Genomic DNA, 21,165 nt, shown 5'->3' with positions numbered 1-21,165 from the left:
CATCGGCCGCGCGCCAATTCACGAAAGGGAGCTAGATTCTCCACTGATGGAAAGGAGTCAAGAAGTGGCGATGGCCGACGCCGGCATTCGGCGATTACTGGTGGATTCCGGGGAGCCTCGCACCTGGGTGACCCCGAGGACAGACCTGGTCACGGCCCTGCTCGGCATCTGGTTCGGTGTCGGATTGATGATCGACGCTTGGGCGCACACCAACCTCTCCGAGCTGGAGACCTTCTTCACGCCGTGGCACGCCGTGTTCTACTCGGGGTTCGCGGTCGTGGCCGGCTGGATCATCTGGCAGGTCTGGCGCAACGTACGCGCGGGGCGGCAAGGGCTCGCCGCGGTGCCGGCGGGATATCTCGCCGGGCTGATCGCCATACCCGCGTTCGCGGCGTTCGGATTCGCCGACATGATGTGGCACACGATTCTGGGCATCGAGACGAACATTGACATTCTGTTCAGCCCATCACATCTCGGGCTGGTCTCGACGATGCTCCTCATCATCACCACTCCAGTGCGTTCCATCTGGAACGCCCCCGACATCGGCGAGAGCCCGACGCTCGGGCGGCTGCTGCCCGCCATCATCGGGCTGGCGTTCGCCACCACGCTGGTGTCGCTGTTCCTGTCCTACGCCGACGCGATGCAGTACCGTCCCGAGACGATCGTGGAGGCGTTCTCCGCCGTCCGTGACTCCGGCGCGGGCGACCTGGCCGCCGCCATGGTCGTGAGCAACGTCATCCTGCTCGCCCCGGTGCTGCTGCTCGCCCGTCGCTGGCAGCTGCCCTTCGGGTCGGTCACGATCATGTACGCCTTCGCGGTTCTCATGCCCGGTGCGCAGACCGAGTTCGAGAACCTGCCCGTCCTGCTGTCCATCGTGGCGGGCGGCCTGGTCGGCGACCTGCTGATCGCCTGGCTGCGCCCGTCGGCCACGCGGCGCGGCGCCTACTGGGCCTTCGCCGGGCTGTCGGCGCTCGCCACATGGTCGCTCTACATCGCGGTCGCCTCGGTGACCGGTGGCGGCCTGCCGGCCGTGCCCGAGCTGTGGACCGGCGCGCCCGTCGTCGCCGGCCTCGTCGGGCTGACGCTCGGAGCGCTGTTCCTGCCCGACGCCCGCCCCGAGCGGGCATGATCCGAGCCCTGTGGCTGGCCGCCGTCCTGGTGCTGGCGATGGCCGTACCCGCCGCGGCGCACAACGTCACGGCGGGCGCGGACCTGCGCTTCGCGCAGACCATCGCCGGCGCCGAGGTCACGGTGGTGATCAAAGGAACCTCCCGGGTGCCGGGGCCGCTGCGGATCGGGGTGATCGCGTACGAGCCGGTCGCCGGGCCTGTCTTCGACCTCGAGGTCCGGTCGGTCGAGGACGGCCGTACGGTCACCGGCACCGCCCGCGCCGCCGCCGACCCCGCGTACACCGAGCTGCGGGTCGAGCGCACCGGGCCGCACGAGCTCAAGCTGAGCGCCGGGGGTGAGGTCGCCGTGGTGCCGTTCCGGGTGCTCGTCGATCGTGGATCCCCTGGCGACTTCCTCATCTACGGCGGCCTGTTCGTGGCCGGGCTGCTGCTGGTGGGCGGTCTGCTCACCGGGGCGCTGAGCCGGCCGGGGCCGGCGATGGGGCTGGCCGCCGTCGCCGCCGCCGGGGTGACCGTGGCGGCCATGGTGGTCGTGTTCGAGCCGCAGCTCCCGCCCGCCCCGCCGGACGGCGCCGCGCCGACCGCCACGAACGCCGCCGGGCGGCCGTACGCGCAGGCCCGGGTCTCCACCGTGCCGGAGCGGCCCGGCGCGGGGGAGGAGTACACGCTGCGCATCTACCTCCTGGACGGCTCGACCGGGCGGCCCGTTGACGACCTCGTCGTGCACCACGAGGCGCTCGCTCACGTGGTCGTCACCTCCGAGGACGGACGGTACTTCCGCCACGTACACCCGCTCCGCACCGCCCCGGGCCGCCTCGAGGTGCGCATGCGCGCCGACCGCTCGGGGCGCTACCTGGCCTACGCCGAGCTGGAACGCGAGGACTCGGGCGGCCAGCTCGTCTCGTCCTCCTTCCAGGTCGGCAAGGGGAGCGCTGACGACAGCGAGGAGGAACGACCGGAGACCGGCGATGCGGCACCGGTCCTGCGGCCCGCCGTCCCCGTGGCGGGACGCCCGGTGACGATCGAGCTGGCCGCGCCCGCCGGCGTACGGCCCTGGCTCGGCATGACCGGCCACCTCCTGGTGCGCAACGAGGACGGCTCCTTCCTCGGCCACGTCCACGAGATGGGCACGCCCGGCTCCCGCCTGCGCTTCACGTTCAGCTTCCCCGAGCCCGGCCGCTACCTCGCCTGGGCCCAGTACGCCACCCGCGACCGCATCGTCACGGCCCCGTTCACGGTGAACGTGACAGGCGACGCGCCCGGGACCGCGGCGGAACCGACGGGTGAGGCCACCGGCCAGGACACTGGGGAGAGCGCGGCGGGCGCCGAGGCGGGGGACACGGCGCGGAATGAGGCAGGTACGGCCGCGTGGACTGCCGCGAGGGAGGCGGCACGCGGCGAGACGGGGGAAGCGATGGGTGACATGACGGGGAGCGGCCGATGAGACGTGTGCTGATCGCCGCCGGGCTGGTGGCCGTGGCGGTGACGTTCTTCGTGGTGGGCAGGAGCGCGTCGGCCGAGCCGGTCCGCGTGACCAGCAACGGCGCCCGCTATGCCGCCACGGTGCTCATCGGCGACCCCACCCCGGGGCCCGGCACGGTGGAGGTCGTGGTGGACCGGGGCGACGCCGACACGGTGAACGTGTCGGCGGTGATGGCCGACATGGGACACGCCATGCCGGAGCTGACGGCCACCGAACGGGAGCCCGGCCGCTTCGCCGCCGAGGGCGAGCTGTTCTCGATGGCCGGAGTCTGGGAGGTGACCGTCCACCTCGACGGCCCCTCCGGCCCGGAAGACCTCACGGTCAAGGCCCTGATCACAGAAGAGTGACACCACGGCGCTGAACCCCGGCCCCGCGCCCTGAGCCGGGACGATCGGTCGTGCGTTCCCCCGCCGTGCTCTCGGTCGCGCGGCGGCACCGGTCGTGCGCCACCCGCACAGGTGCCGCCGCCGGACCCACGGAAGACGACCGCCTCTCGGACCCTGCCGATACGAGGGGAGCCGCTCGCAACCGGATGGGCTTTACCTGGACGTGACTTGACAGGACGATGCGCGGCTTAAAGTATTATTCCTACTTCTATAGTAGGAATGGTAGGGAGAGGGAGATCGTGCGAGCGCTCATCCTGCTCGGGCTGGTCGGTTTCGCGGCCCAGCTCGTCGATGGCAGCCTCGGCATGGCGTACGGCGTCACGTCGACGACGCTGCTGCTGGCCATCGGCACCAACCCGGCGGCCGCGTCCGCCACCGTCCACCTCGCCGAAATCGGCACCACGCTGGCCTCGGGCGTCTCCCACTGGCGTTTCGGCAACGTCGACTGGAAGGTCGTCGGCAAGATCGGCATCCCCGGCGCCATCGGCGCGTTCGCCGGCGCGACGTTCCTGTCCAGCCTCTCCACCGAGGTCGCGGCTCCGGTGATGTCGCTCATCCTGCTGGCGCTCGGCGTCTACATCCTCATCCGCTTCACCGCGTTCGGCCTCCCGCGCGGCAACCTGGGCAAGCCGCTGCGCAGGCGCTTCCTGGCCCCGCTCGGCCTCGTCGCCGGCTTCGTCGACGCCACCGGCGGCGGCGGATGGGGCCCCGTGGGCACGCCCGCCATCCTCGCCAGCGGCCGCCTGGCCCCGCGCAAGGTCATCGGCTCCATCGACACGAGCGAGTTCATCGTCGCCATTGCCGCCAGCGTCGGCTTCTTCGTCGGCATCGGCTCCGAGCGGATCGACTTCGCCTGGGTGGCCGTGCTGCTGCTCGGCGGCGTGATCGCCGCGCCGATCGCGGCCTGGCTGGTCCGCCACATCCCGCCGCGCATCCTCGGCTCCGCCGTCGGCGGCATCATCATCCTCACGAACGTCCGCACGCTGCTGCGCAGCGACTGGATCGACGCCCCCGGCAACGTCCAGACCGTCGCCTACATCGCCATCGCCATCATCTGGGCGGGCGCCATCGCGTACTCGGTGCGTGAATACCGCCGCGACAAGGCCAACGAGTCCGTCGAGGCGGTGGAGAGCGAGCTGCAGAAGCGCGGCGCCGAGGAGGAGGAGACGACGGCGTCCGCCTGAGGCGGCCCCAGACCTCGTATGAGAATCTCCGCCCGCACGCAGTACGCACTCGGCGCCATGCTCGCCCTGGCCACGGCCGACCGTCCGGTCCACGCCGAACGCATCGCCGCCAGCCAGGAGATCCCGCGCCGGTTCTGTGACAACATCCTGCTCCAGCTCCGCCGGGCCGGGCTGCTCCGTAGCCAGCGCGGCCCGGACGGGGGCTACTGGCTGGCCCGGCCGCCGGGGGAGATCGCCCTCGCCGACGTCATCCGCGTCACCGAGGGTGCGGAACAGGCCACCCGGCCGTTCCCCCGCGCGGCCGCGCCGCTCGCCGCCATCTGGGAGCGGCTGCGCAGCCACGAGAACGCGCTGCTCAGCGAGATCACCCTGGCCGACGTGGTCGCATCGGGAGCAGACCACGTCGGCGACGGCATCTCCGGCGACGGGGCTGCCGGCGACGGGGCTGCCCGGGACGGCACTTCCTTTACGGCCGCATCCGTGGCCAGCTTCACGGCCGGTTCTCCGGCCGCCTCCACAGCCGCCTCCACAGCCGGTTCCCCGGCCGCCTCCACAGCCGATGCGGTCGACGCGCGCCCTCCGGCCGGATCCGGCAAGCCGACCGAGCCGGCTGAGTAGGCCGGGTTCGTCGAGTCGGCCGCGCCGGTTCGGCCTGACCCGCAGAGACGGTCAGACCTGCTGGTTCGGCCGCGCTCGCCGGTTCGGTCAGACCCGCCGAGCCGCAGAGCCGCCGAGGCCGCTGAGCCGCTGAGGCCGCTGAGCCGCTGAGGCCGCTGAGCTGCCGAGCCGCTGAGCTGCCGAGCCGCTGAGCCGCCGAGGCCGCTGAGCTGCCGAGCCGCTGAGCCGCCGAGGCCGCTGAGGCCGTCAGGCCCGTCGAGTCCTCCGGACACCCTGGGACGCCCTGCCCCCTGACTCCCTGTCTCCGCCTTCCCTCTGGTCTCGGTCGGGGGCCTCGGGCCAGGGTCCGGGTCCCGCGGCGGCGCGGTGGCCACGGCGGGCTCCCCGCGCCGGGCCCAGCCTCTCCGTGCGAGTTCCTGCGACGGAGCCGGGGCTGGCAGGGTGGGGGAGTGACGTTCGGTGTACGCGAGTTCGAGCTCGCCCTGATGCATCGCATGCGCGACCTCAACCCCGAACGGGTCGAGGAGGCGCTGCGCGAGATGGGCGCGTCGAGAGCCGAGGTACGCGCGGCGCACGCGCACTGGACGCGGCTGGCCCACGCGCCCAGGGCTCCCAAGGGGGCGGCGGCGCTGCGGATGGCGCTCGGGCCCGCGCCGTACCGGGGGAGGAGACCGGCGGGCAGCCTCACCTGCACCGTCCTGCGCTGGACGCTCCCGTCATGGCCGGGCCTCGCCTACGAGGCGCTGCTCGGGCCCGGTGACGAGCTGTGGAACCAGTGGTTCGTACGCCCGTCCGGCCCCGCCGCATCACTCACCCTGGCCGATCTGGCGCCCTGGACGTGCGTGGTGGCCGACATCGGCGCGAGCTTTCCCGGCGCCGTGCAGATGGAGGGCCCGGCGCCGCACCACTGGACGGTCGACGTCCCGTCCGGCGGGCGGACCTACCGGGCCAGTTTCGTGTACGGCCTCCTCCAGCGCCTCGACCCCGCCCCGGCGACCGGATGAGGGGAACGCCCCGCGAAGCATCTCCGCGCGGCTTCCCCATGCCGGGAGAGGCGCCGGCGGGCCGGGCTACTTGCGGCCTCTCACCGCCAGCAGCGCCTTGTACGCGGGCTTCGGGGCGAGGTTCTCGTCGAGCAGCGTCGCCGCCCCCTCACCCTCGAACCAGCCGGGCACCCACGAGTGCCGGTCGGTGAAGCCCCAGACGGTCATTTCGCGGCAGGCGCGGACGCTCAGGCAGTCGGTGAGCGCGCGCCGGTAGTACTCGGCCTGGGTGGCGAGCTTCTCCGGGGTGACCGGCAGCACCATGCGGACGTCCAGCTCGGTGATGGCGACCTCGAGACCGAGGTCGGCGAAGCGCCGCATGACGTTGGCCCAGTCGGCGGGGTAGTCGTACTGGATGCCGAGGTGGCCCTGGAAGCCGATGCCGTGGATGGGGACGCCCTGCGCCTTCAGGTCCTTGACGATGGACAGGGTGGTCTCGATCTTGGGGGCGTTCCACTCGAGGTTGTAGTCGTTGATGAACAGCTTGGCGTGCGGGTCGGCGCGGTGGGCCCAGCGGAAGGCGTCGGCGATGTAGCCGGGGCCGAGGTGCTGGAGCCAGATGCTCTGCCGCAGCGAGCCGTCCTCCTCCACGACCTCGTTCACCACGTCCCAGGCGCGGATCTTGCCCTTGTAGCGGCGCACCTGGGTGGTGATGTGCTCGCGCAGGATCTCGCGCAGCTCGGTGGCGTCGATCGTGCCGTCCTCGACGCCGCTGGTCAGCCAGGCGGGGAGCTGGTTGTGCCAGAGCAGGGTGTGGCCGCGGATCTGCTGGTGGTTGCGGCGGGCGTTCTCGACGAGGGCGTCGGCGTCGTCCCAGGTGTAGACGCCCCGCTCCGGTTCGACGGACTCCCACTTCATCGCGTTCTCGGCGGTGACGTGGGTGAACTCGCGGTTGAGCCGTTGGCGGTAGTCGGGCTCGTCGCGCAGGGCGGCGATGTCGACCGCGGTGCCGATCTTGATGCCGTGCTGCTGGGCGAGCTGGCGCAGGTCCTTCGCCGGGTGGGGGTGGGGGTGGGGGTGTGGGTGCGCAGGAGGCGCGGGTGCGGCGAGCACGAGCGCCAGTGCGAGGATCAAGGGCTTCACCGTACGGACCTCCGATACCGGAGCAGGGGATGCCAGGGACGTTTCCGAAAGTTTCGGAAGGATGTCGATAATTTCACCGACTGCCGGAACGGTAAGCGTTCACGAAGGCCCCGTCAACCACTCACACCCCGGCCTTGGCCCGCGCCCGCCGCATGCTCGCCACGTGTCCGCCATGGGGCCTGGTACGCCCACTGCCAGACCAGCTCCAGCGGCCCGCGGTCGAAGCGGCGCAGCCACAGCGACGTCCCCGCCATGAAGCCCAGGCAGACCACCGCCCAGGCCACCGGCACCCACCAGGGCCGCAGGCCGGCGAAGCGCTCGGCCAGCCCCAGTCCCCAGCCGTAGCAGAGCACGCTCGCGGCGAGGTTCTGGAACACGTAACAGGACAGCGCGGTGCGCCCCACGCCGGTGAGGCTGCGCCGCATCGGGCCCGGCGCGCCGCGCATGCCCTGCACGATGGAGGTGACCAGCGCCAGCAGGCCCACGGAGACCAGCGGCGCGGCCACGTACCTGTCCACGATGGCCCAGGACGGTCCCGCGAAAGAGGTGGCCAGGTTCAGCGGCACGCCGATGCCGAGCCCCACCGCCGCGAGCCGCGCCCGCAGCGCCGCCCCGCGCTCCTCGAAGACACCCGCCCGCATCAGCCGCGCCCCGAGCAGGAACAGCACCGTCCCCAGCGGCAGGATGACGACCAGCTCGGCGCGGAAGACCACGACGTTGTCCAGCCGCATCCGCACCTGGCCGAGCCAGTCCCGCGGCGGCATCCCGCTCGGCGACGGCGCGGGCCCGGCGAGCAGCGCGGCGGTGACCAGGGCGACGATGGCCAGGTGCACGGTGCCCGCCGCGATCATCCACGCCGTCACGGCCCGCTCGCTCCGCCCCACCAGGTACGCCACCACGATCGAGGTCAGCGCGTACCCCATGAGCACGTCGAACTCGAAGACCAGCACGTAGTGCAGCACGCCCTCGCAGAACAGCAGCGCCGCCCGCCACAGATACCGGCCCGGCCAGCGCAGCCCCTTGCGTACGGCGCTGCGATACTGCAGCTCCAGCCCCACCCCGAACAGCAGCGTGAGCAGGCCGAGGAACTTGCCGTTCGACAGGAACCGCAGGAACGTCTCCACCGCGCCGCCCGAAGGGCTCAAAGCCTCCAGCGGCCCCGCCGGCGAGGTGAAGAGCCAGATGTTGGTGCCGAGCGTGCCCAGGATGGCCACCCCGCGCAGCACGTCGAGTGCGTCGATGCGTCGCGTCACAGTCTCCACTGTGCTGGCCGCGCGGGACCCCGCCCTCGTCCCGAGGAGCGAAAACGCCGGTACATCGATCGATGTACCGGCCTCCGTCTTTCGTCGCTCAGGGGCCCGGGTCCGAGCCGCCGCGGGCGACCCGGCCCGGGCCCTGAGATCGCGCGTCAGGAGGAGACGCCGGCCTCCTTGGCGGCCTGGTCGATGGCCGCCAGCTCCTCCTCGGTGAAGCCGAGCCGGTCCACCGCCGCCACGTTCGCCTCGAGCTGCTCGGGGCTGGACGCGCCGACCAGCACCGACGTGATGCGCGGGTCGCGCAGCGCCCAGGCCAGCGAGAGCTGCGCCACCGTCTGACCGCGCGACTCGGCCAGCTTGGACAGCGAGCGGACGAACGCCAGCACCTCAGGCGTCACCCGGTCGGCGGTCAGGAAGCGGCCCTCGGCCGCCCGCGAGTCGGCCGGAATGCCGTTCAGGTAGCGGTCGGTGAGCAGACCCTGGGCCAGCGGCGAGTACACCACGCAGCCCACGCCCTCCTCCTCCAGCACGCCGAGCAGCGCGTCCTCGATGCCGCGGTTGAGCAGCGAGTACGGCGGCTGGTGCACCAGCAGCGGGGTGCCGAGCTCGCGCAGCAGCCTGGCGGCCTGCGCGGTGCGCTCGGGGGAGAAGTTGGACACGCCGACGTAGAGCGTGCGGCCGGTGCGGACCATGTGGTCCAGCGTGGCCACCTGCTCCTCCAGCGGCGTCTCCTCGTCGTCGCGGTGCAAGTAGAAGATGTCCACGTAGTCGAGGCCGAGCCGGGCGAGCGAGCGGTCGAGCGTGGCCAGCAGGTGCTTGCGGGAGTTGCCCTTCCCGTACGGGCCGTCCCACATGGGGTTGCTGCCCTTGGTGGTGACCACGACCTCGTCGCGCAGCGACCGGGGGAAGATCCGGCCGAACACGGACTCGGCGGCGCCGATGGGCGGGCCGTAGCGGTCGGCGATGTCGAAGTGGGTGATGCCGAGGTCGAGCGCCTTGTGCAGGATCGCGCGCTGGGTCTCGATCGGCTTGCCCTCGCCGAAGTTGTGCCACAGGCCCAGCGACACGGCGGGGAGGAGCAGGCCGCTGCGGCCGCACCTTCTGTACGGCTGGCGTTCGTAGTCCAAGGGTGACCTTCCGCGATACAGGGGGTGAAACGTTTTTACGGGTCCAAGTTAAGCACTTCCGCCCGCACTGCCGGCCGCCCTCCCCGGCGCGATGGATCGTGCTCTACCTCGGCACCTCCACCGTCATCTTCAGCCTCACCCGCGTACCCGACCAGGTGGCGGCGAGCGTCATGACCGCCTGCCACCGGGCAGTGGCCGGTGGCGTGCGGCCACCCCGCGCCGATATCCGCTCGGCCTGCGAGACGGTCCCCAGGAAGCGTGACCTGGGGTGCGCGCGTCAGGCGGCGCGCAGGGTGGCGGTGAGCACGACCGTCGCGTACGGCATCACGAACTCCCCGCCCAGAGCGTCCACCGCCGCGCCCATCTGCCGCAGCAGCTCCTCGCGCTGCTCGGCGGGCAGCAGGCTCTGGCCGCCGAAGGTGGGCACGGCGTCCAGCCACTCGTCCCGCGTGTACGTGCGTTCCCAGTCGGCCTGCCACCGCTCGGGCTCGTCGAACGCGCCGCACGCTTCGATCCCCTCGCGCGCCTTGCCCGCCATGGCGTCGTACGCCTGCATGGCGGGCCCCGCCGCGCCCACGGCCGGCATCTGCGGCAGCACCCGCCGGTAGACCTCGGCGAAGGCGTCGGCCACCGGGGGAGAGGGCTGCATGACGTTCCAGAGCAGCGCCAGCCGGCCGCCGGGCCGCAGCACCTCGGCCGCCTTGGCGGCGCCCGCGACCGGGTCGATCCAGTGCCAGGTCTGCGCGGAGACCACCGCGTCGAAACGGCGCCCGCGGGCGTCCCACGTCTCGAACGAGGACACCTCGACCTCGAGGCCGCGTTCCCGCGCGAGTGCGGCCATGCGCTCGTCCACGTCCACGCCGAGCACCCGGCAGCCGGCCGTCTGGAACTGCCGGGTGGCGATGCCGGTGCCGCAGCCGACATCGAGGACGTCGGGGCCGGGGGAGGCGGCGGCGATGCGGGCGATCAGGGAATCCGGGTAGCTGGGACGCGCCCGGTCGTAGCGGTCGGCCTCGGTGCCGAAGGACTCGGCGACCTGGCGGAGCTGATGGGTCTCCTGCCCGGGCGGCAGCCCGGGCGCAGGGGAAGTTGTGGGCATGCGCCCACAGTAGGTGGGCATTCGCCCACTCGGCAAAGGGAGACAGCGGCTCCCAGCCCAGGTTTCGCCCGAAGCGGACGCGGCAGGCTCTCGGCCCGGGTTCGCTGGAAGCGGGCTCAGGAGGCTTTCAGCCGCGTTTCTGCGGGGGCGGGCGCAGCAGTGACAGCATGGTGGTCACCAGCACCTTCTCCACCTCGCCAGGAGACAGCCGGCCCGCCTCCCGCTCCTGAGCCGCGCTGTGCACGATCGCGAAGAACGCCGTCACCAGCCACTGCAACGGCAGGTCCGTACGGAAGTCGCCCGCCCGCCGGCCCCGCGCGATCAGCCGCTCCACCCGGCGCAGCGGGCGCTCGTGATGCTCCCTGATGCGCTCGGTGGGCAGCGTGCGGTCGGCGGCGAGGAAGATGCGGCGATGCCGGTCGAGCACCTCCCACGACGAGCGCAGCAAACCCTCCATGGCCTCGGACGGAGGGTCGCTGTCGATGCTGTCGTCCTCGATCACGGCGTCCGCGAGGCCCACCGTGTGGTCGAGCACCGCGTCCACCAGCGACTCGCGGGTGGGGAAGTGGGCGTACAGGGTCACGCTGCCCACCCCCGCCTCCCGGGCGATCTCGGCCACGCCGGCGGCGGGATCGGCGCTGAGCAACCGCGTCCCGGCCTCCAGGATCGCGGCGATGTCGCGCTCGGCGTCCGCGCGCCGGGCGGGTACGGGCTCTCTGGCCACGGCCTTCACCATGACCCCAGCCTACGCGCCTCCGTCCGTTTTCCCTGGTAAGCCGGTTTCGCGCCCGCGGCCAGGGGCGGCGGCCTCAGGGCCGGAGGGCGTGTGCGAGCAGAGACTGCAGGGTGACCGCGCCGATCAGCCGCCCGTCGTCCACCACCGCGACCAGCGGGCTGTGCATGCGCGCCATCAGCGCCGCGAGCTCCAGCATGGTCGCCTTCGGCTCGGCCACCGGCAGCTCGCGCGGCTCCTCCGGCAGGCACTGGCGTACGGTCCTGTCGTCGAGCCGGCGCAGGAACCGGTCGGCGTGCGCCTCGTCCACCACCCTGGCCAGCGCCGGGTCGTCCTGGCAGTAGGCGGGCACCGCGAGCCGCAGCACCTGCGTGCCGGGCAGGATGCTGCAGGGCAGGCCGTCCGGGCCGACGACGATGAGCCCCGGCAGGTCGCGGTCGGCGAGGAGCCTGGCCGCCTCCAGCGCCGGAGTGTCGAGGGTGACCGTCGGGAACTCGGCGGCGAGATCCTGTGCGCGCATGCGATGACCTCCTCTGCCAGGGTAGGCCGCGCCTCCGCCCGGGCCGCAGGCGGCCCGGTGCCGGGGCGGCTCGCGGTCAGGGCCGCTCAAGACCAGGGGGCGGCCCGGTGTCAGGCAGGCTCCGGAGTCAGGGCAGTTCGGCGAAGCGCTCCACCTGTTCCGTCCGCCCCGAGACGAGCACGATGTCGCCGTACGACAGCTCCGTATCGGCCGTCGCGTACGTGAACTCCTCGCCCGGCGGCTTGACCGCCACGATCGTCACGCCGTATTTGCGGCGCAGGTTGGACTGGCCGAGCGGGATGCCGACGTACTCCTTGGGCGGGCTGGTCTTGGCCAGCGCGAAGTTCTCGTCGACCTGCATGTAGTCGAGCATGCGGCCGCTCACCAGGTGCGCGACGCGCTCGCCCATGTCGTGCTCGGGGAAGACGACGTGGTGGGCGCCGATGCGGCTCAGGATACGGCCGTGCTGGGTGCTGATGGCCTTGGCCCAGATGTCGTTGATCTCCAGCTCGACCAGGAGCGACGTGGTGAGGATGCTGGCCTCGATGTCGCTGCCGACCGCCACCACGGCCTGGTAGAAGTCGGGCACGCCGAGCTGGCGCAGCGCCTCCATGTCGGTGGCGTCGGCGGTCGCGATCTGGGTGATGCGACCGGCCAGGCTCTGGGTGATCTTGGGACGGTTGTCGATGGCCAGGACCTCGGTGCCGCGCCGGGTGAGCTCCAGCGCCAGCGACGTGCCGAACCTGCCCAGGCCGATGACGACGACCGGGTCGCCTCTGTACTCAGCCAACGATCACTCGCTCCTCGGGTAGTTCGTAATGCCGGGCGCGCTTGTTGAGGGCCAGCGCGGAGCCCAGTGTGAGCGGGCCGATGCGGCCCACGAACATGAGCATGACGAGCAACACCTGCCCGGCCGTGCCGACATCAGCCGTGATGCCGGTGGACAGCCCGGCCGTGCTGAACGCCGACACCACCTCCAGCATGACCTGGTCGAGGCTGTACGGGGAAAGGGCGAGCAGCACGTACGTGGCCGCGCCCACCAGCGCCACCCCCAGCGCCGTGACGGTGACGGCCTGCCGCTGGGTGGTGTCGGGCAGACGGCGGTGGCCGACGTTCACCCGGCTCTCGCCGCGCAGCTCCGCCCAGACGACGAAGGCGAGCAGGCCGACCGTGGTCACCTTGATCCCGCCCGCGGTGCCGCTGCTGCCGCCGCCGATGAACATGAGCAGGTCGGTCAGCAGCCAGCTCGACGGGTACATGGCCGAGACGTCGAGGGTGTTGAATCCGGCCGAGCGCGGCATGACGGCGGTGAAGAACGCGGCCAGCAGCTTGTCGGGCTCGTCGAGCGCGCCGAGCGTGCGCGGGTTGCGCCACTCGGTCATGAGGAAGACGAGAGTGCCGAGCACCAGCAGGGTGACGGTGACGCCGAGCGTGATCCTGGTCAGCACGCTCCACCGGTGCGGGTGGCGCCAGGTGCGGGCCAGCTCGAACACCACCGGGAAGCCGAGCCCGCCGACGATGCAGGCGATGGCGATGGTCAGGCAGATCCACGGGTCGGTCACGAACCGCATGAGGTTGTCGGGCCACAGAACGAACCCGGCGTTGTTGAACGCCGACACCGCGTGGAAGCCGCCCAGGTAGAGCGCCCGGTCGAACGGCTCGCCGTACGCGATGAGAAAACGGCCGGTCAGGACGGCGGCGGCGACGGTCTCGCACAGCAGCGTGAACAGCACCACCTTGCGGACCACCCGGCGGATGTCGCTGGCGCTGAGCGCCTTGCTCTCGGCCTGCGCCACGATCTTGGCCCGCAGGCCTAACCGCCCCGAGACCAGCAGCGTGAACACCGTGGCGATCGTCATGATGCCGAGCCCGCCCACCTGGAACAGCCCCGCGATCACCAGTTCGCCGAACACCGACCAGTGGGAGGCGGTGTCGACCACCGTGAGCCCCGTCACGCAGACCGCGGAGGTGGCCGTGAACAGCGCCTCGACCAGCCCGGCGGGCTCGCCGGACGCGGTGGCGGCGGGCAGCGACAGCAGCGCCGCGCCGATCGCGATGGCGAGGCCGAACCCGAAGACCACGACCTGGGCCGGCTGCTCGAAGCGGGACGTCAGCCAGGCGAGCAGGCGATTCATGCACGCGCCCCGATGCGACGAGCACGGCTACGATCACGCATTCGTGAACGCCTCCCCCGACCGTCCGGCCGGCAGTCCATGCCGAACCAGACTTTCCGGCGTACCGCGCACTACCGTAACAGGCCCGCCGAGCGCCTTGGCCCGGGTGGCCGTTCAGCCGCCGAGCGCGAGCGCGAGACGCCTGGCCAGGCCCGTGTCGCGGCGCCGCCCGACGCGGTGGACGGCCAGCTCCAGCGCCTCGCGCTGCCCCACCAGCACCACCCACGCCCTGGCCCGGGTGACCAGCGTGTAGAGCAGCTTGCGGCGCAGCATGATGCCGCCGGACTCGGCCACGATCGGCGCGACCACGAACGGGTATTCGCTGCCCTGCGACCGGTGCACGCTGATGGCGTAGGCGTGGGTGAGGTCGTCGAGCTCGTCGAACCCGTACGTCACCCGCTCCCCGTCGTCGGTGCGGATCTCGACCGCGCGCTCCTCCCGCACCACGGCCGTCACCGTGCCGGTCTCGCCGTTGAAGACGCCCTTGTCGTAGTTGTTGCGGATCGGCATGACCCGGTCGCCCACCCGGAACACCGTGGAGCCCGACCAGTGCTCGGGCTTGTCGTCGGCGGCGGGATTGAGGCGGTCCTGGATGAGCCGGCCGAGCGCGGTGGCGCCCGTCTCGCCCTTGCGCATCGGGCACAGCACCTGCACCTGGCCGGGATCGACGCCCTGCTTGCGGGGGATCGCCACCATCGCGAGATGCGCCACCCGCTGCGCCACCTGCGCGGGATCGTCGAGCTCTTCGAACCAGAACCCGCCGCCGCCCGGCGTCGCGGGCAGCCGCCCCGCGCGGATGCGGTGGGCGGCCTCGATGATGCCGCTGCCGCCGGCCTGGCGGAAGACGTGGGTCAGCTCGACGCGGGGGATCGCCTCGACCCGCAGCAGGTCGGCCAGGACGTCGCCGGCGCCGATGCTGGGCAGCTGGCCGGCGTCGCCGACGAAGAGCAGGTGGCTGCCGGGCCGCACCGCGGCGGTGAGCCGGGTGGCGAGGTGGAGGTCGAGCATGGACGCCTCGTCGACCACGATCAGATCGGCCTGCGACGGCCGCTCGTCGAACAGCGTCTCGGGATCGGGGTCGGGCTGCTGGGCGAGCATGCGGTGGACGGTCATCGCGGGCATGCCGGTCAGCTCCGACAGCCGCTTGGCGGCCTTGCCGGTGGGCGCGGTGAGCGTGACCGTGCCGCCCGATGCCCGCACGATGGCGGCGATGGCCTTGACCGTGTGGCTCTTGCCGCATCCCGGGCCGCCGGTGATGATCGAGACCGTGCTGGTCAGCGCCATGGTGACGGCCGCGCGCTGGTCGTCGTGGAGCGTCGGGTCCTCGCGGAACGAGCGCAGCGGCAGCGTGGAGCGGGCCCGCATGAGCGCGGCGAGCCGCGCGGCCAGCGCCACCTCGCGGCTGTGGACGTGTTTGAGATAGGCGACGTGGACGTCGGGCCGGTCGGGCTGGTGCGGATGCGTCTCGACCACCAGCCGCCGCTCGGCCGCCAGCGCGTCGACCATCGGGCGTACGAGCTCCTGATCCTGCTCGATGAGCTGGGCCGTCTCCCTGACCAGGGCCGCCACCGGCACGAAGCAGTGGCCGTCGCGGTTGCCCGCCGCCTCCAGCCGGTCGAGCAGCGCCGCCTTGATCCGCTGCGGGCTGCGCTCGGGCACCCCTGAGCGCAGCGCGATGCGGTCGGCGATGCGGAACGCGATGCCCCTGACCCGGCCGATGAGCTGGTAGGGGTCGGTGGTCAGGACCTCTTCTGCGTCTTTGCCGAACGCCTGGTGGATCTTGGAGGCGAGCAGCGGGCTCACCCCGAGCCCCTGCAGGGTGACCATGAGCGCGGCGATGGCCTTCTGCTCCTGCCACGCCTGGACGATCTGCCCCTGCCGCTGCGGCCCGATGTTGACGACCTCGGTGAGCCGCTCGGGCTCGCCGTCGATGACCTTGAGCGTGGCCTCGCCGAAGTGGTCGACGATCGCGTACGCGAGCTTCGGCCCGATGCCCCTGATCAGCCCCGACCCCAGGTAGGCGCGGATGGCGCGGACCGACGACGGCGTCACCCGCTCGCACCCGCTGACCGCGAAGCGCCGCCCGTAACGGGCGTGCCTGCCCCACTCGCCGAACAGCCGCAGCGTCTCGCCCGGCTGCACCCCGGCGAGCGCCCGGCCGGTGGCGATGAAGTCGGGCTCGCCGTCGGCGCTCATGCGCGCGACGGTGTACTCGTCATCGCGGACGTAGACGAGCTGCTCGACGGAGGCTTCCACACAGCAGATCCAACCAAACGTCACCGACAACCGCGCGGCACGGCCCGCGGCCGGGACAGGGGAGGGGAGATGGGGCATCGCACGGGACGGCGGACCGCACGGCCGGGGCATGGGAGGGGGAGGCGGGGCATCGCGCGGCATGGCCCGCACGGCCGGATGGGCAGGGGAAGCGGAGGCGGGGCATCGCACGGGACGGCGGACCGCGCCGGGCGCTTCACAGGGCGGGGTCCGCCTCGGGGCCGTCGAGCAGCAGCAGGCACTCGCGGGCGAGCTGCAGCTCCTCGCGCACCTGTACGACCAGGACGGGGATCGCCGCCGCGTACGCGCTGACCGGCCCGTCCTCGGACCGCTCCCGCAGCTCAGGCGCCTCGATGCCGAGCGGCCCGAGCCGGCGGCAGACCGCCTCGCGCACCTCCGGCTGGTCCCAGCCGATCTCCCCGGTGAAGACGAGCGCGTCGATGCGCGGCAGCGAGGTCGCCGCGGCGGCGACCTCCTCGGCCACCCGGCGGGCGAACACCCGCAGCGCCAGCCCGGCCGCCGCGTCGCCGTCCCGCTCGGCCGCCACCAGCGCGCGCGTGTCGCCGGACCGGCCGCCCGACAGGCCGAGCAGCCCCGAGCGGCGCTGCAGGCCCTCGCGCAGCTCGGCGATCGACAGGTGGCCCTGCTCCAGCAGCCACACCAGCATGCCGGGGTCCACGCTGCCGGACCGCCTGCTCATCGGCAGGCCGTCGAGCGGCGTGAACCCCATCGAGGTGAACACGCTGCGCCCGCCGGACAGCGCGCACACCGACGCGCCGCCGCCCAGGTGCGCGAGCACCAGCTCAAGCTCGGCCACCGGCCGTCCGAGCAGCTCGGCCACCCGGTCGGCGGCCCAGGCGTAGGACAGGCCGTGGAAGCCGTAGCGGCGCAGGCCGTGGCGCTCGCGCCACTCGGGCGGCAGCGCGTACACGGCGGCCTCGTCGGGCAGGCCGGCGTGGAAGGCGGTGTCGGGACAGAGCACGTGCGGCACGGCGGGAAGCTGCTCGCGGGCGGCGTCCAGCAGGTCCAGCGCGGGCGGCAGGTGCAGCGGGGCGAGGCCGGTCAGGGCGCGCAGCGCGGCCACGGTCTCGTCGTCGGCGACGGCGGGTGCGCGCAGCACGTCGCCGCCGTGCACCAGCCGGTGCGCTACGGCCCTGATGTCGCGGTCGAAGTGCCCGCCCAGGAACTCCGACAGGGCCTCCCACGCGGACGCGGCCCCCGCCGCTCCGTCCGCGCCGCCGCCCGGCCCGCCCGGCCCGCCTTGCCTGCCCGGCCCGCCTGACCCGTCCTGCCCGCCCGGCCCGCCCGAGGGTGCGGCGAGGTCGGCGTGGGCGCTGTCGATCACGCAGCCGCCCTGGACGAGGTCGAGCCGCAGGCTCGACGAGCCCGCGTTCAGGGTGAGTATCGCCGCCTGCCGGTCCGCCTGCTCGTCCAAGGCCAGCCCCATGCCCGCCCGGCTACCCGCCACCACCCCGGCAAAACCGGACGTACAGGGATGTAAGACGACCGCCTTTACCGCTCTCAGGGGTTGTCGCTCACGGCGCTCGGGTAGTCGTGCGAAATGAACATCACCCTGCAGGTCAACGGCGTACCGCGCACGGTGGACGCAGACCCGCGAACGTCGCTGCTCGACCTGCTCCGCGAACGCCTCGGTCTCATCGGCGCGAAGAAGGGCTGCGACCACGGCCAGTGCGGCGCCTGCACGGTGCTGATCGACGGGCGGCGGGCCAACGCCTGCCTGGCGCTCGCGGTGGCGGTGGACGGCAGGGAGATCACCACCGTCGAGGGCCTGGCGAGCGGCGGCGAGCTGCACCCGCTGCAGGCGGCGTTCATCGAGCACGACGCGTTCCAGTGCGGCTACTGCACCCCGGGGCAGCTCTGCTCGGCGGCAGGGATGCTGGGCGAGCCTGGCCCGAGCGCCGTCACCGCTGACCTCGCCACCGACCCCGCGCTGACGCCCGAGGAGATCAGGGAGCGGATGAGCGGCAACCTGTGCCGGTGCGGCGCGTACGTCAACATCGTCAGCGCCATCCGCGAGGTGACGTCGTGAAGCCCTTCGAGTACGCCCGCGCCGCCACCCCGGCGGAGGCCGTGCGCGACTTCACCCCCGGCACCATGTACCTGGGCGGCGGCACGAACCTGGTCGACCTCATGCGGCTGGGCGTGGCCGAGCCCGAGCGCCTGGTGGACGTCAGCCGGCTGCCGCTGGACGAGATCGAGCAGGCGGGCGACCGCGTCCGCGTCGGCGCCACCGTGCGCAACACCGACCTGGCCGTGCACCCGCTGATCCGCACCCGCTACCCCATGCTGGCCAGGGCGCTGCTGTCGGGCGCGTCCGGGCAGGTGCGCAACATCGCCACCGTGGCGGGCAACCTGCTGCAGCGCACCCGCTGCCCGTACTTCCAGGACGTCTCCAGGCCCTGCAACAAGCGCAGGCCGGGCTCCGGCTGCCCGGCCATCGCCGGCGACCACTCCGGCCTGGCCGTGCTCGGCGCGTCGGATGCGTGCGTGGCCACCCACCCCTCCGACATGGCGGTCGCGCTGGCCGCGCTGGAGGCCGAGGTGCACGTCACCGGGCCCGCGGGCGACCGCATCGTGCCCATTCCCGGGCTGCACCGGCTGCCCGGCGACCGGCCCGAGCGGGACACCGTGCTGGAGCCCGGCGACCTCATCACCGCCGTCGAGCTGCCCCCGCCGCCCCCGGGGGCCCAGATGTACCGCAAGGTGCGCGAGCGGTCGTCGTTCGCGTTCGCGCTGGTGTCCATCGCCGCCGCGCTCGACGTGCGCGACGGCCGGGTGGCCGGCTGCCGCATCGCGCTCGGCGGCGTGGCCCACGTGCCCTGGCGGGCCGGACGGGCCGAGCAGGCGCTGACCGGCGGCCCGGCGACGGGGGAGGCGTTCCTCCAGGCCGCCGAGGCCGAGCTGGAGCAGGCAAGGCCGCTGCCGCGCAACGCGTACAAGGTGCCGCTGGCCCGCAACCTCATCGTCGCCACACTGGAGGAGCTCGCGCCGTGAACCGCATCGAGGGCCGCGTCAAGGTCACGGGACTGGCCACGTACGCGGCGGAGTACCCGGTCGAGGGCGTCACCTACGCCTACCCCGTGCAGTCACGCATCGCCAGGGGCCGCGTCAAGCGGGTGGACGCCGGGCCCGCCCTGGAGCTGCCCGGCGTGCTCGCCGTGCTGTCGTGCGAGGACCCGCCGCCGTTGCCCGAGGACGCCGACCCCGAGCTCGCCCTGTTCCAGAGCCGCGAGGTCGCCTACCGCGGCCAGATCGTCGCCGCCGTCGTCGCCGACACCTACGAGCGCGCTCGCGCCGCCGCCGGCGCCGTCCGCGTGGACTACGACCCCGGCGACCACGACGTCACCCTGCGCATGGACCATCCCGGCCTGTACCGGCCCGGGGTGGTCAACCCCGGCTACCCGACCGACACCGAGAAGGGCGACGTCGAAGCCGGGCTGGCCGCCGCCGCGACCACCGTGGACGTCGTCTACGAGACGCCCGTCCTGCACAACAACCCGATGGAGCCGCACGCGGCGCTGGCCTATTGGGACGCCGATGGCCGCCTCATGGTGTACGACACCGCGCAGGGCATCTCCACCAGCCGGAACATGATCGCCCGCACCCTGGGCCTGCCGCGCGAGCAGGTCAGGGTGGTGTCCAGGCACGTCGGCGGCGGGTTCGGCTCGAAGGGCACCACCAGGCCGCAGGCGATCCTGGCCGCACTGGCCGCCAGGGCGGTGGGCCGCCCGGTGAAGATCGCGCTGACCCGGCAGCAGATGTTCGACGTCACCGGCTACCGCACGCCCACCATCCAGCGGCTGCGGCTCGGCGCGGACGCCGGCGGCAGGCTCACGGCCATGGAGCACGTGGCGTACGTGCAGACATCGACGCTGGTCGAGTTCGCCGAGCAGACCGCCGTGCCCGCCAGGGTCATGTACGCCGCGCCCGCGCTGCGCACCGCACACCGGGTGGTCAGGCTGGACGTCGCCACCCCCTCGTGGATGCGCGCGCCCGGCGAGTGCCCCGGCATGTACGCGCTGGAGTCCGCCATGGACGAGCTTGCCTACGCCGCCGGCCTGGACCCCGTCGAGCTGCGCATCCGCAACGAGCCGGAGACCGAGCCGGACAGCGGGCTGCCGTTCAGCTCCCGGCACCTCGTGGGCTGCCTGCGCGAGGGCGCCCGCCGCTTCGGCTGGGAGCACCGCGATCCGGCGCCCGGCATCAGGCGCGAAGGGGAGTGGCTGATCGGCACCGGCGTGGCCGCCTCCACCTACCCGGCGCGGCGGTCGCCGTCGAAGGCGCTGGCCAAGGTGCTCGACGACGGCGACATCCTCGTCCAGGTGGGCGCCGCCGACATCGGCACCGGCGCGCGTACCGCGCTGACCAGGATCGCCGCCACCGCGCTGAACGTCGCCCCCGAACGGGTGCACGTCGAGCTGGGCGACAGCGACCTGCCGGACGGCCCGGTCGCGGGCGGCTCCATGGGCACCGCCTCGTGGGGCTCGGCCGTCGTACGCGCCTGCGAGGAACTGGTCAAGGACGGCAAGGAGGGCCGCGCCGACACCACCGACGAGGTGAAGAAGGAGGCCGAGCTGGCCAGGCACGCCTTCGGCGCTCAGTTCGCCGAGGTGCGGGTGAGCGCCGTGACCGGCGAGGTACGGGTCTCGCGGCTGCTCGGCGTCTTCGCCTGCGGGCACATCGTGGACGCCAAGCTGGCCAGGTCGCAGTTCATCGGCGGCATGACGATGGGGCTCGGCATGGCGCTGATGGAGGAGACGCTGACCGACGAGGAGTTCGGCGGGTTCCTGAACCGCGACCTCGCGCAGTACCACATCCCGGTCTGCGCCGACGTCCGCGACGTGGAGGCGTACTGGCTGGACGAGCAGGACGACGCGCTCAACCCGATGGGCAGCAAGGGCATCGGCGAGATCGGCATCGTCGGCACCGCGGCCGCCATCGGCAACGCCGTCTTCCACGCCACCGGCCACCGCGTGCGCGACCTGCCGATCACGCCCGCGAAGGTGCTGCGGAACACGCTTTAACGGCTCTTGG

Annotated in this window: 19 protein-coding genes; 9 read left to right on the top strand and 10 right to left on the bottom strand. The window is 72.8% G+C overall.

Going from position 1 to position 21,165, the window contains the following annotated elements:
• Positions 1–127: 127 nt before the first annotated feature.
• From AB0K67_RS06235 to AB0K67_RS06210, 6 genes are all read left to right on the top strand, one after another.
• Positions 128–1,129 (top strand): hypothetical protein, encoded by a 1,002-nt coding sequence (locus tag AB0K67_RS06235; protein ID WP_364053740.1) that lies wholly within the window; start codon positions 128–130, stop codon positions 1,127–1,129.
• A complete protein-coding gene (locus AB0K67_RS06230; protein ID WP_364053737.1) occupies positions 1,126–2,574 on the top strand; it encodes a hypothetical protein in 1,449 nt (482 codons plus the stop codon). The genes AB0K67_RS06235 and AB0K67_RS06230 overlap by 4 nt, the downstream gene beginning before the upstream one ends.
• Positions 2,571–2,960, top strand: coding sequence for a FixH family protein (locus tag AB0K67_RS06225; protein WP_364053734.1), 390 nt, complete (start codon positions 2,571–2,573; stop codon positions 2,958–2,960). The genes AB0K67_RS06230 and AB0K67_RS06225 overlap by 4 nt, the downstream gene beginning before the upstream one ends.
• 278 nt (positions 2,961–3,238) lie before the next feature.
• The gene (locus AB0K67_RS06220) at positions 3,239–4,183 is read left to right on the top strand and encodes a sulfite exporter TauE/SafE family protein (protein WP_364053731.1); all 945 of its coding nucleotides are present in this window, start codon (positions 3,239–3,241) and stop codon (positions 4,181–4,183) included.
• An 18-nt stretch (positions 4,184–4,201) separates the two neighbouring features.
• Complete coding sequence (locus tag AB0K67_RS06215; protein ID WP_364053728.1) at positions 4,202–4,801, top strand: Rrf2 family transcriptional regulator; 600 nt, start codon at positions 4,202–4,204, stop codon at positions 4,799–4,801.
• 449 nt (positions 4,802–5,250) lie between these two features.
• Positions 5,251–5,805: a hypothetical protein gene (locus AB0K67_RS06210; protein WP_364053725.1), complete on the top strand. Its 555-nt coding sequence runs from the start codon at positions 5,251–5,253 to the stop codon at positions 5,803–5,805.
• 66 nt (positions 5,806–5,871) lie between these two features.
• Here AB0K67_RS06210 and AB0K67_RS06205 read toward each other — a convergent pair whose 3' ends face one another.
• The 10 genes from AB0K67_RS06205 to AB0K67_RS06160 all read right to left on the bottom strand — a co-directional run bounded on the left by AB0K67_RS06205 (position 5,872) and on the right by AB0K67_RS06160 (position 17,557).
• Positions 5,872–6,918 carry an endo-1,4-beta-xylanase gene (locus tag AB0K67_RS06205; RefSeq protein WP_364053722.1) on the bottom strand — a complete coding sequence of 349 codons (1,047 nt, stop codon included), beginning with the start codon at positions 6,916–6,918 and terminating at the stop codon, positions 5,872–5,874.
• A 122-nt stretch (positions 6,919–7,040) separates the two neighbouring features.
• Positions 7,041–8,180, bottom strand: coding sequence for a DUF418 domain-containing protein (locus AB0K67_RS06200; protein WP_364053719.1), 1,140 nt, complete (start codon positions 8,178–8,180; stop codon positions 7,041–7,043).
• A 155-nt stretch (positions 8,181–8,335) separates the two neighbouring features.
• Complete coding sequence (locus tag AB0K67_RS06195) at positions 8,336–9,310, bottom strand: aldo/keto reductase (protein ID WP_364053716.1); 975 nt, start codon at positions 9,308–9,310, stop codon at positions 8,336–8,338.
• Positions 9,311–9,587: 277 nt separating this feature from the next.
• Positions 9,588–10,409: a class I SAM-dependent methyltransferase gene (locus AB0K67_RS06190; RefSeq protein WP_364053713.1), complete on the bottom strand. Its 822-nt coding sequence runs from the start codon at positions 10,407–10,409 to the stop codon at positions 9,588–9,590.
• Positions 10,410–10,536: 127 nt separating this feature from the next.
• Entirely contained in the window at positions 10,537–11,145 is a 609-nt protein-coding gene (locus AB0K67_RS06185; RefSeq protein ID WP_364053710.1) for a TetR/AcrR family transcriptional regulator, read from the bottom strand.
• 73 nt (positions 11,146–11,218) lie between these two features.
• Positions 11,219–11,662: a CBS domain-containing protein gene (locus tag AB0K67_RS06180; RefSeq protein ID WP_364053707.1), complete on the bottom strand. Its 444-nt coding sequence runs from the start codon at positions 11,660–11,662 to the stop codon at positions 11,219–11,221.
• A gap of 127 nt (positions 11,663–11,789) precedes the next feature.
• Positions 11,790–12,452, bottom strand: coding sequence for a TrkA family potassium uptake protein (locus AB0K67_RS06175; protein ID WP_364053704.1), 663 nt, complete (start codon positions 12,450–12,452; stop codon positions 11,790–11,792).
• On the bottom strand, positions 12,445–13,797 hold the full coding sequence (locus tag AB0K67_RS06170) for a potassium transporter TrkG (RefSeq protein WP_364053701.1): 1,353 nt from the start codon (positions 13,795–13,797) through the stop codon (positions 12,445–12,447). Before AB0K67_RS06170 ends, AB0K67_RS06175 begins: the two co-directional genes overlap by 8 nt.
• Before the next feature lie 153 nt (positions 13,798–13,950).
• Entirely contained in the window at positions 13,951–16,092 is a 2,142-nt protein-coding gene (locus AB0K67_RS06165; RefSeq protein ID WP_364053698.1) for an ATP-dependent RecD-like DNA helicase, read from the bottom strand.
• Positions 16,093–16,306: 214 nt separating this feature from the next.
• A complete protein-coding gene (locus AB0K67_RS06160; protein ID WP_364053695.1) occupies positions 16,307–17,557 on the bottom strand; it encodes an acetate/propionate family kinase in 1,251 nt (416 codons plus the stop codon).
• Positions 17,558–17,671: 114 nt separating this feature from the next.
• Between AB0K67_RS06160 and AB0K67_RS06155 the strand changes: the two genes are divergently transcribed.
• From AB0K67_RS06155 to AB0K67_RS06145, 3 genes are read left to right on the top strand one after another with little or no spacing between them, the layout of a single operon-like run.
• A complete protein-coding gene (locus AB0K67_RS06155; RefSeq protein WP_364053692.1) occupies positions 17,672–18,160 on the top strand; it encodes a 2Fe-2S iron-sulfur cluster-binding protein in 489 nt (162 codons plus the stop codon).
• On the top strand, positions 18,157–19,125 hold the full coding sequence (locus AB0K67_RS06150; protein ID WP_364053689.1) for a xanthine dehydrogenase family protein subunit M: 969 nt from the start codon (positions 18,157–18,159) through the stop codon (positions 19,123–19,125). The genes AB0K67_RS06155 and AB0K67_RS06150 overlap by 4 nt, the downstream gene beginning before the upstream one ends.
• Positions 19,122–21,155 carry a xanthine dehydrogenase family protein molybdopterin-binding subunit gene (locus AB0K67_RS06145; protein WP_364053686.1) on the top strand — a complete coding sequence of 678 codons (2,034 nt, stop codon included), beginning with the start codon at positions 19,122–19,124 and terminating at the stop codon, positions 21,153–21,155. The genes AB0K67_RS06150 and AB0K67_RS06145 overlap by 4 nt, the downstream gene beginning before the upstream one ends.
• Positions 21,156–21,165 lie beyond the last annotated feature (10 nt).

The organism is Nonomuraea sp. NPDC052634 (genome assembly GCF_040678535.1).
Taxonomy (GTDB): domain Bacteria; phylum Actinomycetota; class Actinomycetes; order Streptosporangiales; family Streptosporangiaceae; genus Nonomuraea; species Nonomuraea fastidiosa.
Note: the sequence above shows the minus strand (reverse complement) of the source record. Positions and strands in the feature narration are given on the sequence as shown.

Excerpts from the sequence above, each read along its gene's own strand:
- AB0K67_RS06180 (WP_364053707.1), bottom strand. The coding sequence starts at position 11,662 with ATGCGCGCACAGGATCTCGCCGCCGAGTTCCCGACGGTCACCCTCGAC.
- AB0K67_RS06225 (WP_364053734.1), top strand. The coding sequence starts at position 2,571 with ATGAGACGTGTGCTGATCGCCGCCGGGCTGGTGGCCGTGGCGGTGACG.
- AB0K67_RS06155 (WP_364053692.1), top strand. The coding sequence starts at position 17,672 with ATGAACATCACCCTGCAGGTCAACGGCGTACCGCGCACGGTGGACGCA.
- AB0K67_RS06170 (WP_364053701.1), bottom strand. The coding sequence starts at position 13,797 with ATGAATCGCCTGCTCGCCTGGCTGACGTCCCGCTTCGAGCAGCCGGCC.
- AB0K67_RS06160 (WP_364053695.1), bottom strand. The coding sequence starts at position 17,557 with ATGGGGCTGGCCTTGGACGAGCAGGCGGACCGGCAGGCGGCGATACTC.
- AB0K67_RS06185 (WP_364053710.1), bottom strand. The coding sequence starts at position 11,145 with ATGGTGAAGGCCGTGGCCAGAGAGCCCGTACCCGCCCGGCGCGCGGAC.
- AB0K67_RS06190 (WP_364053713.1), bottom strand. The coding sequence starts at position 10,409 with ATGCCCACAACTTCCCCTGCGCCCGGGCTGCCGCCCGGGCAGGAGACC.
- AB0K67_RS06230 (WP_364053737.1), top strand. The coding sequence starts at position 1,126 with ATGATCCGAGCCCTGTGGCTGGCCGCCGTCCTGGTGCTGGCGATGGCC.
- AB0K67_RS06215 (WP_364053728.1), top strand. The coding sequence starts at position 4,202 with ATGAGAATCTCCGCCCGCACGCAGTACGCACTCGGCGCCATGCTCGCC.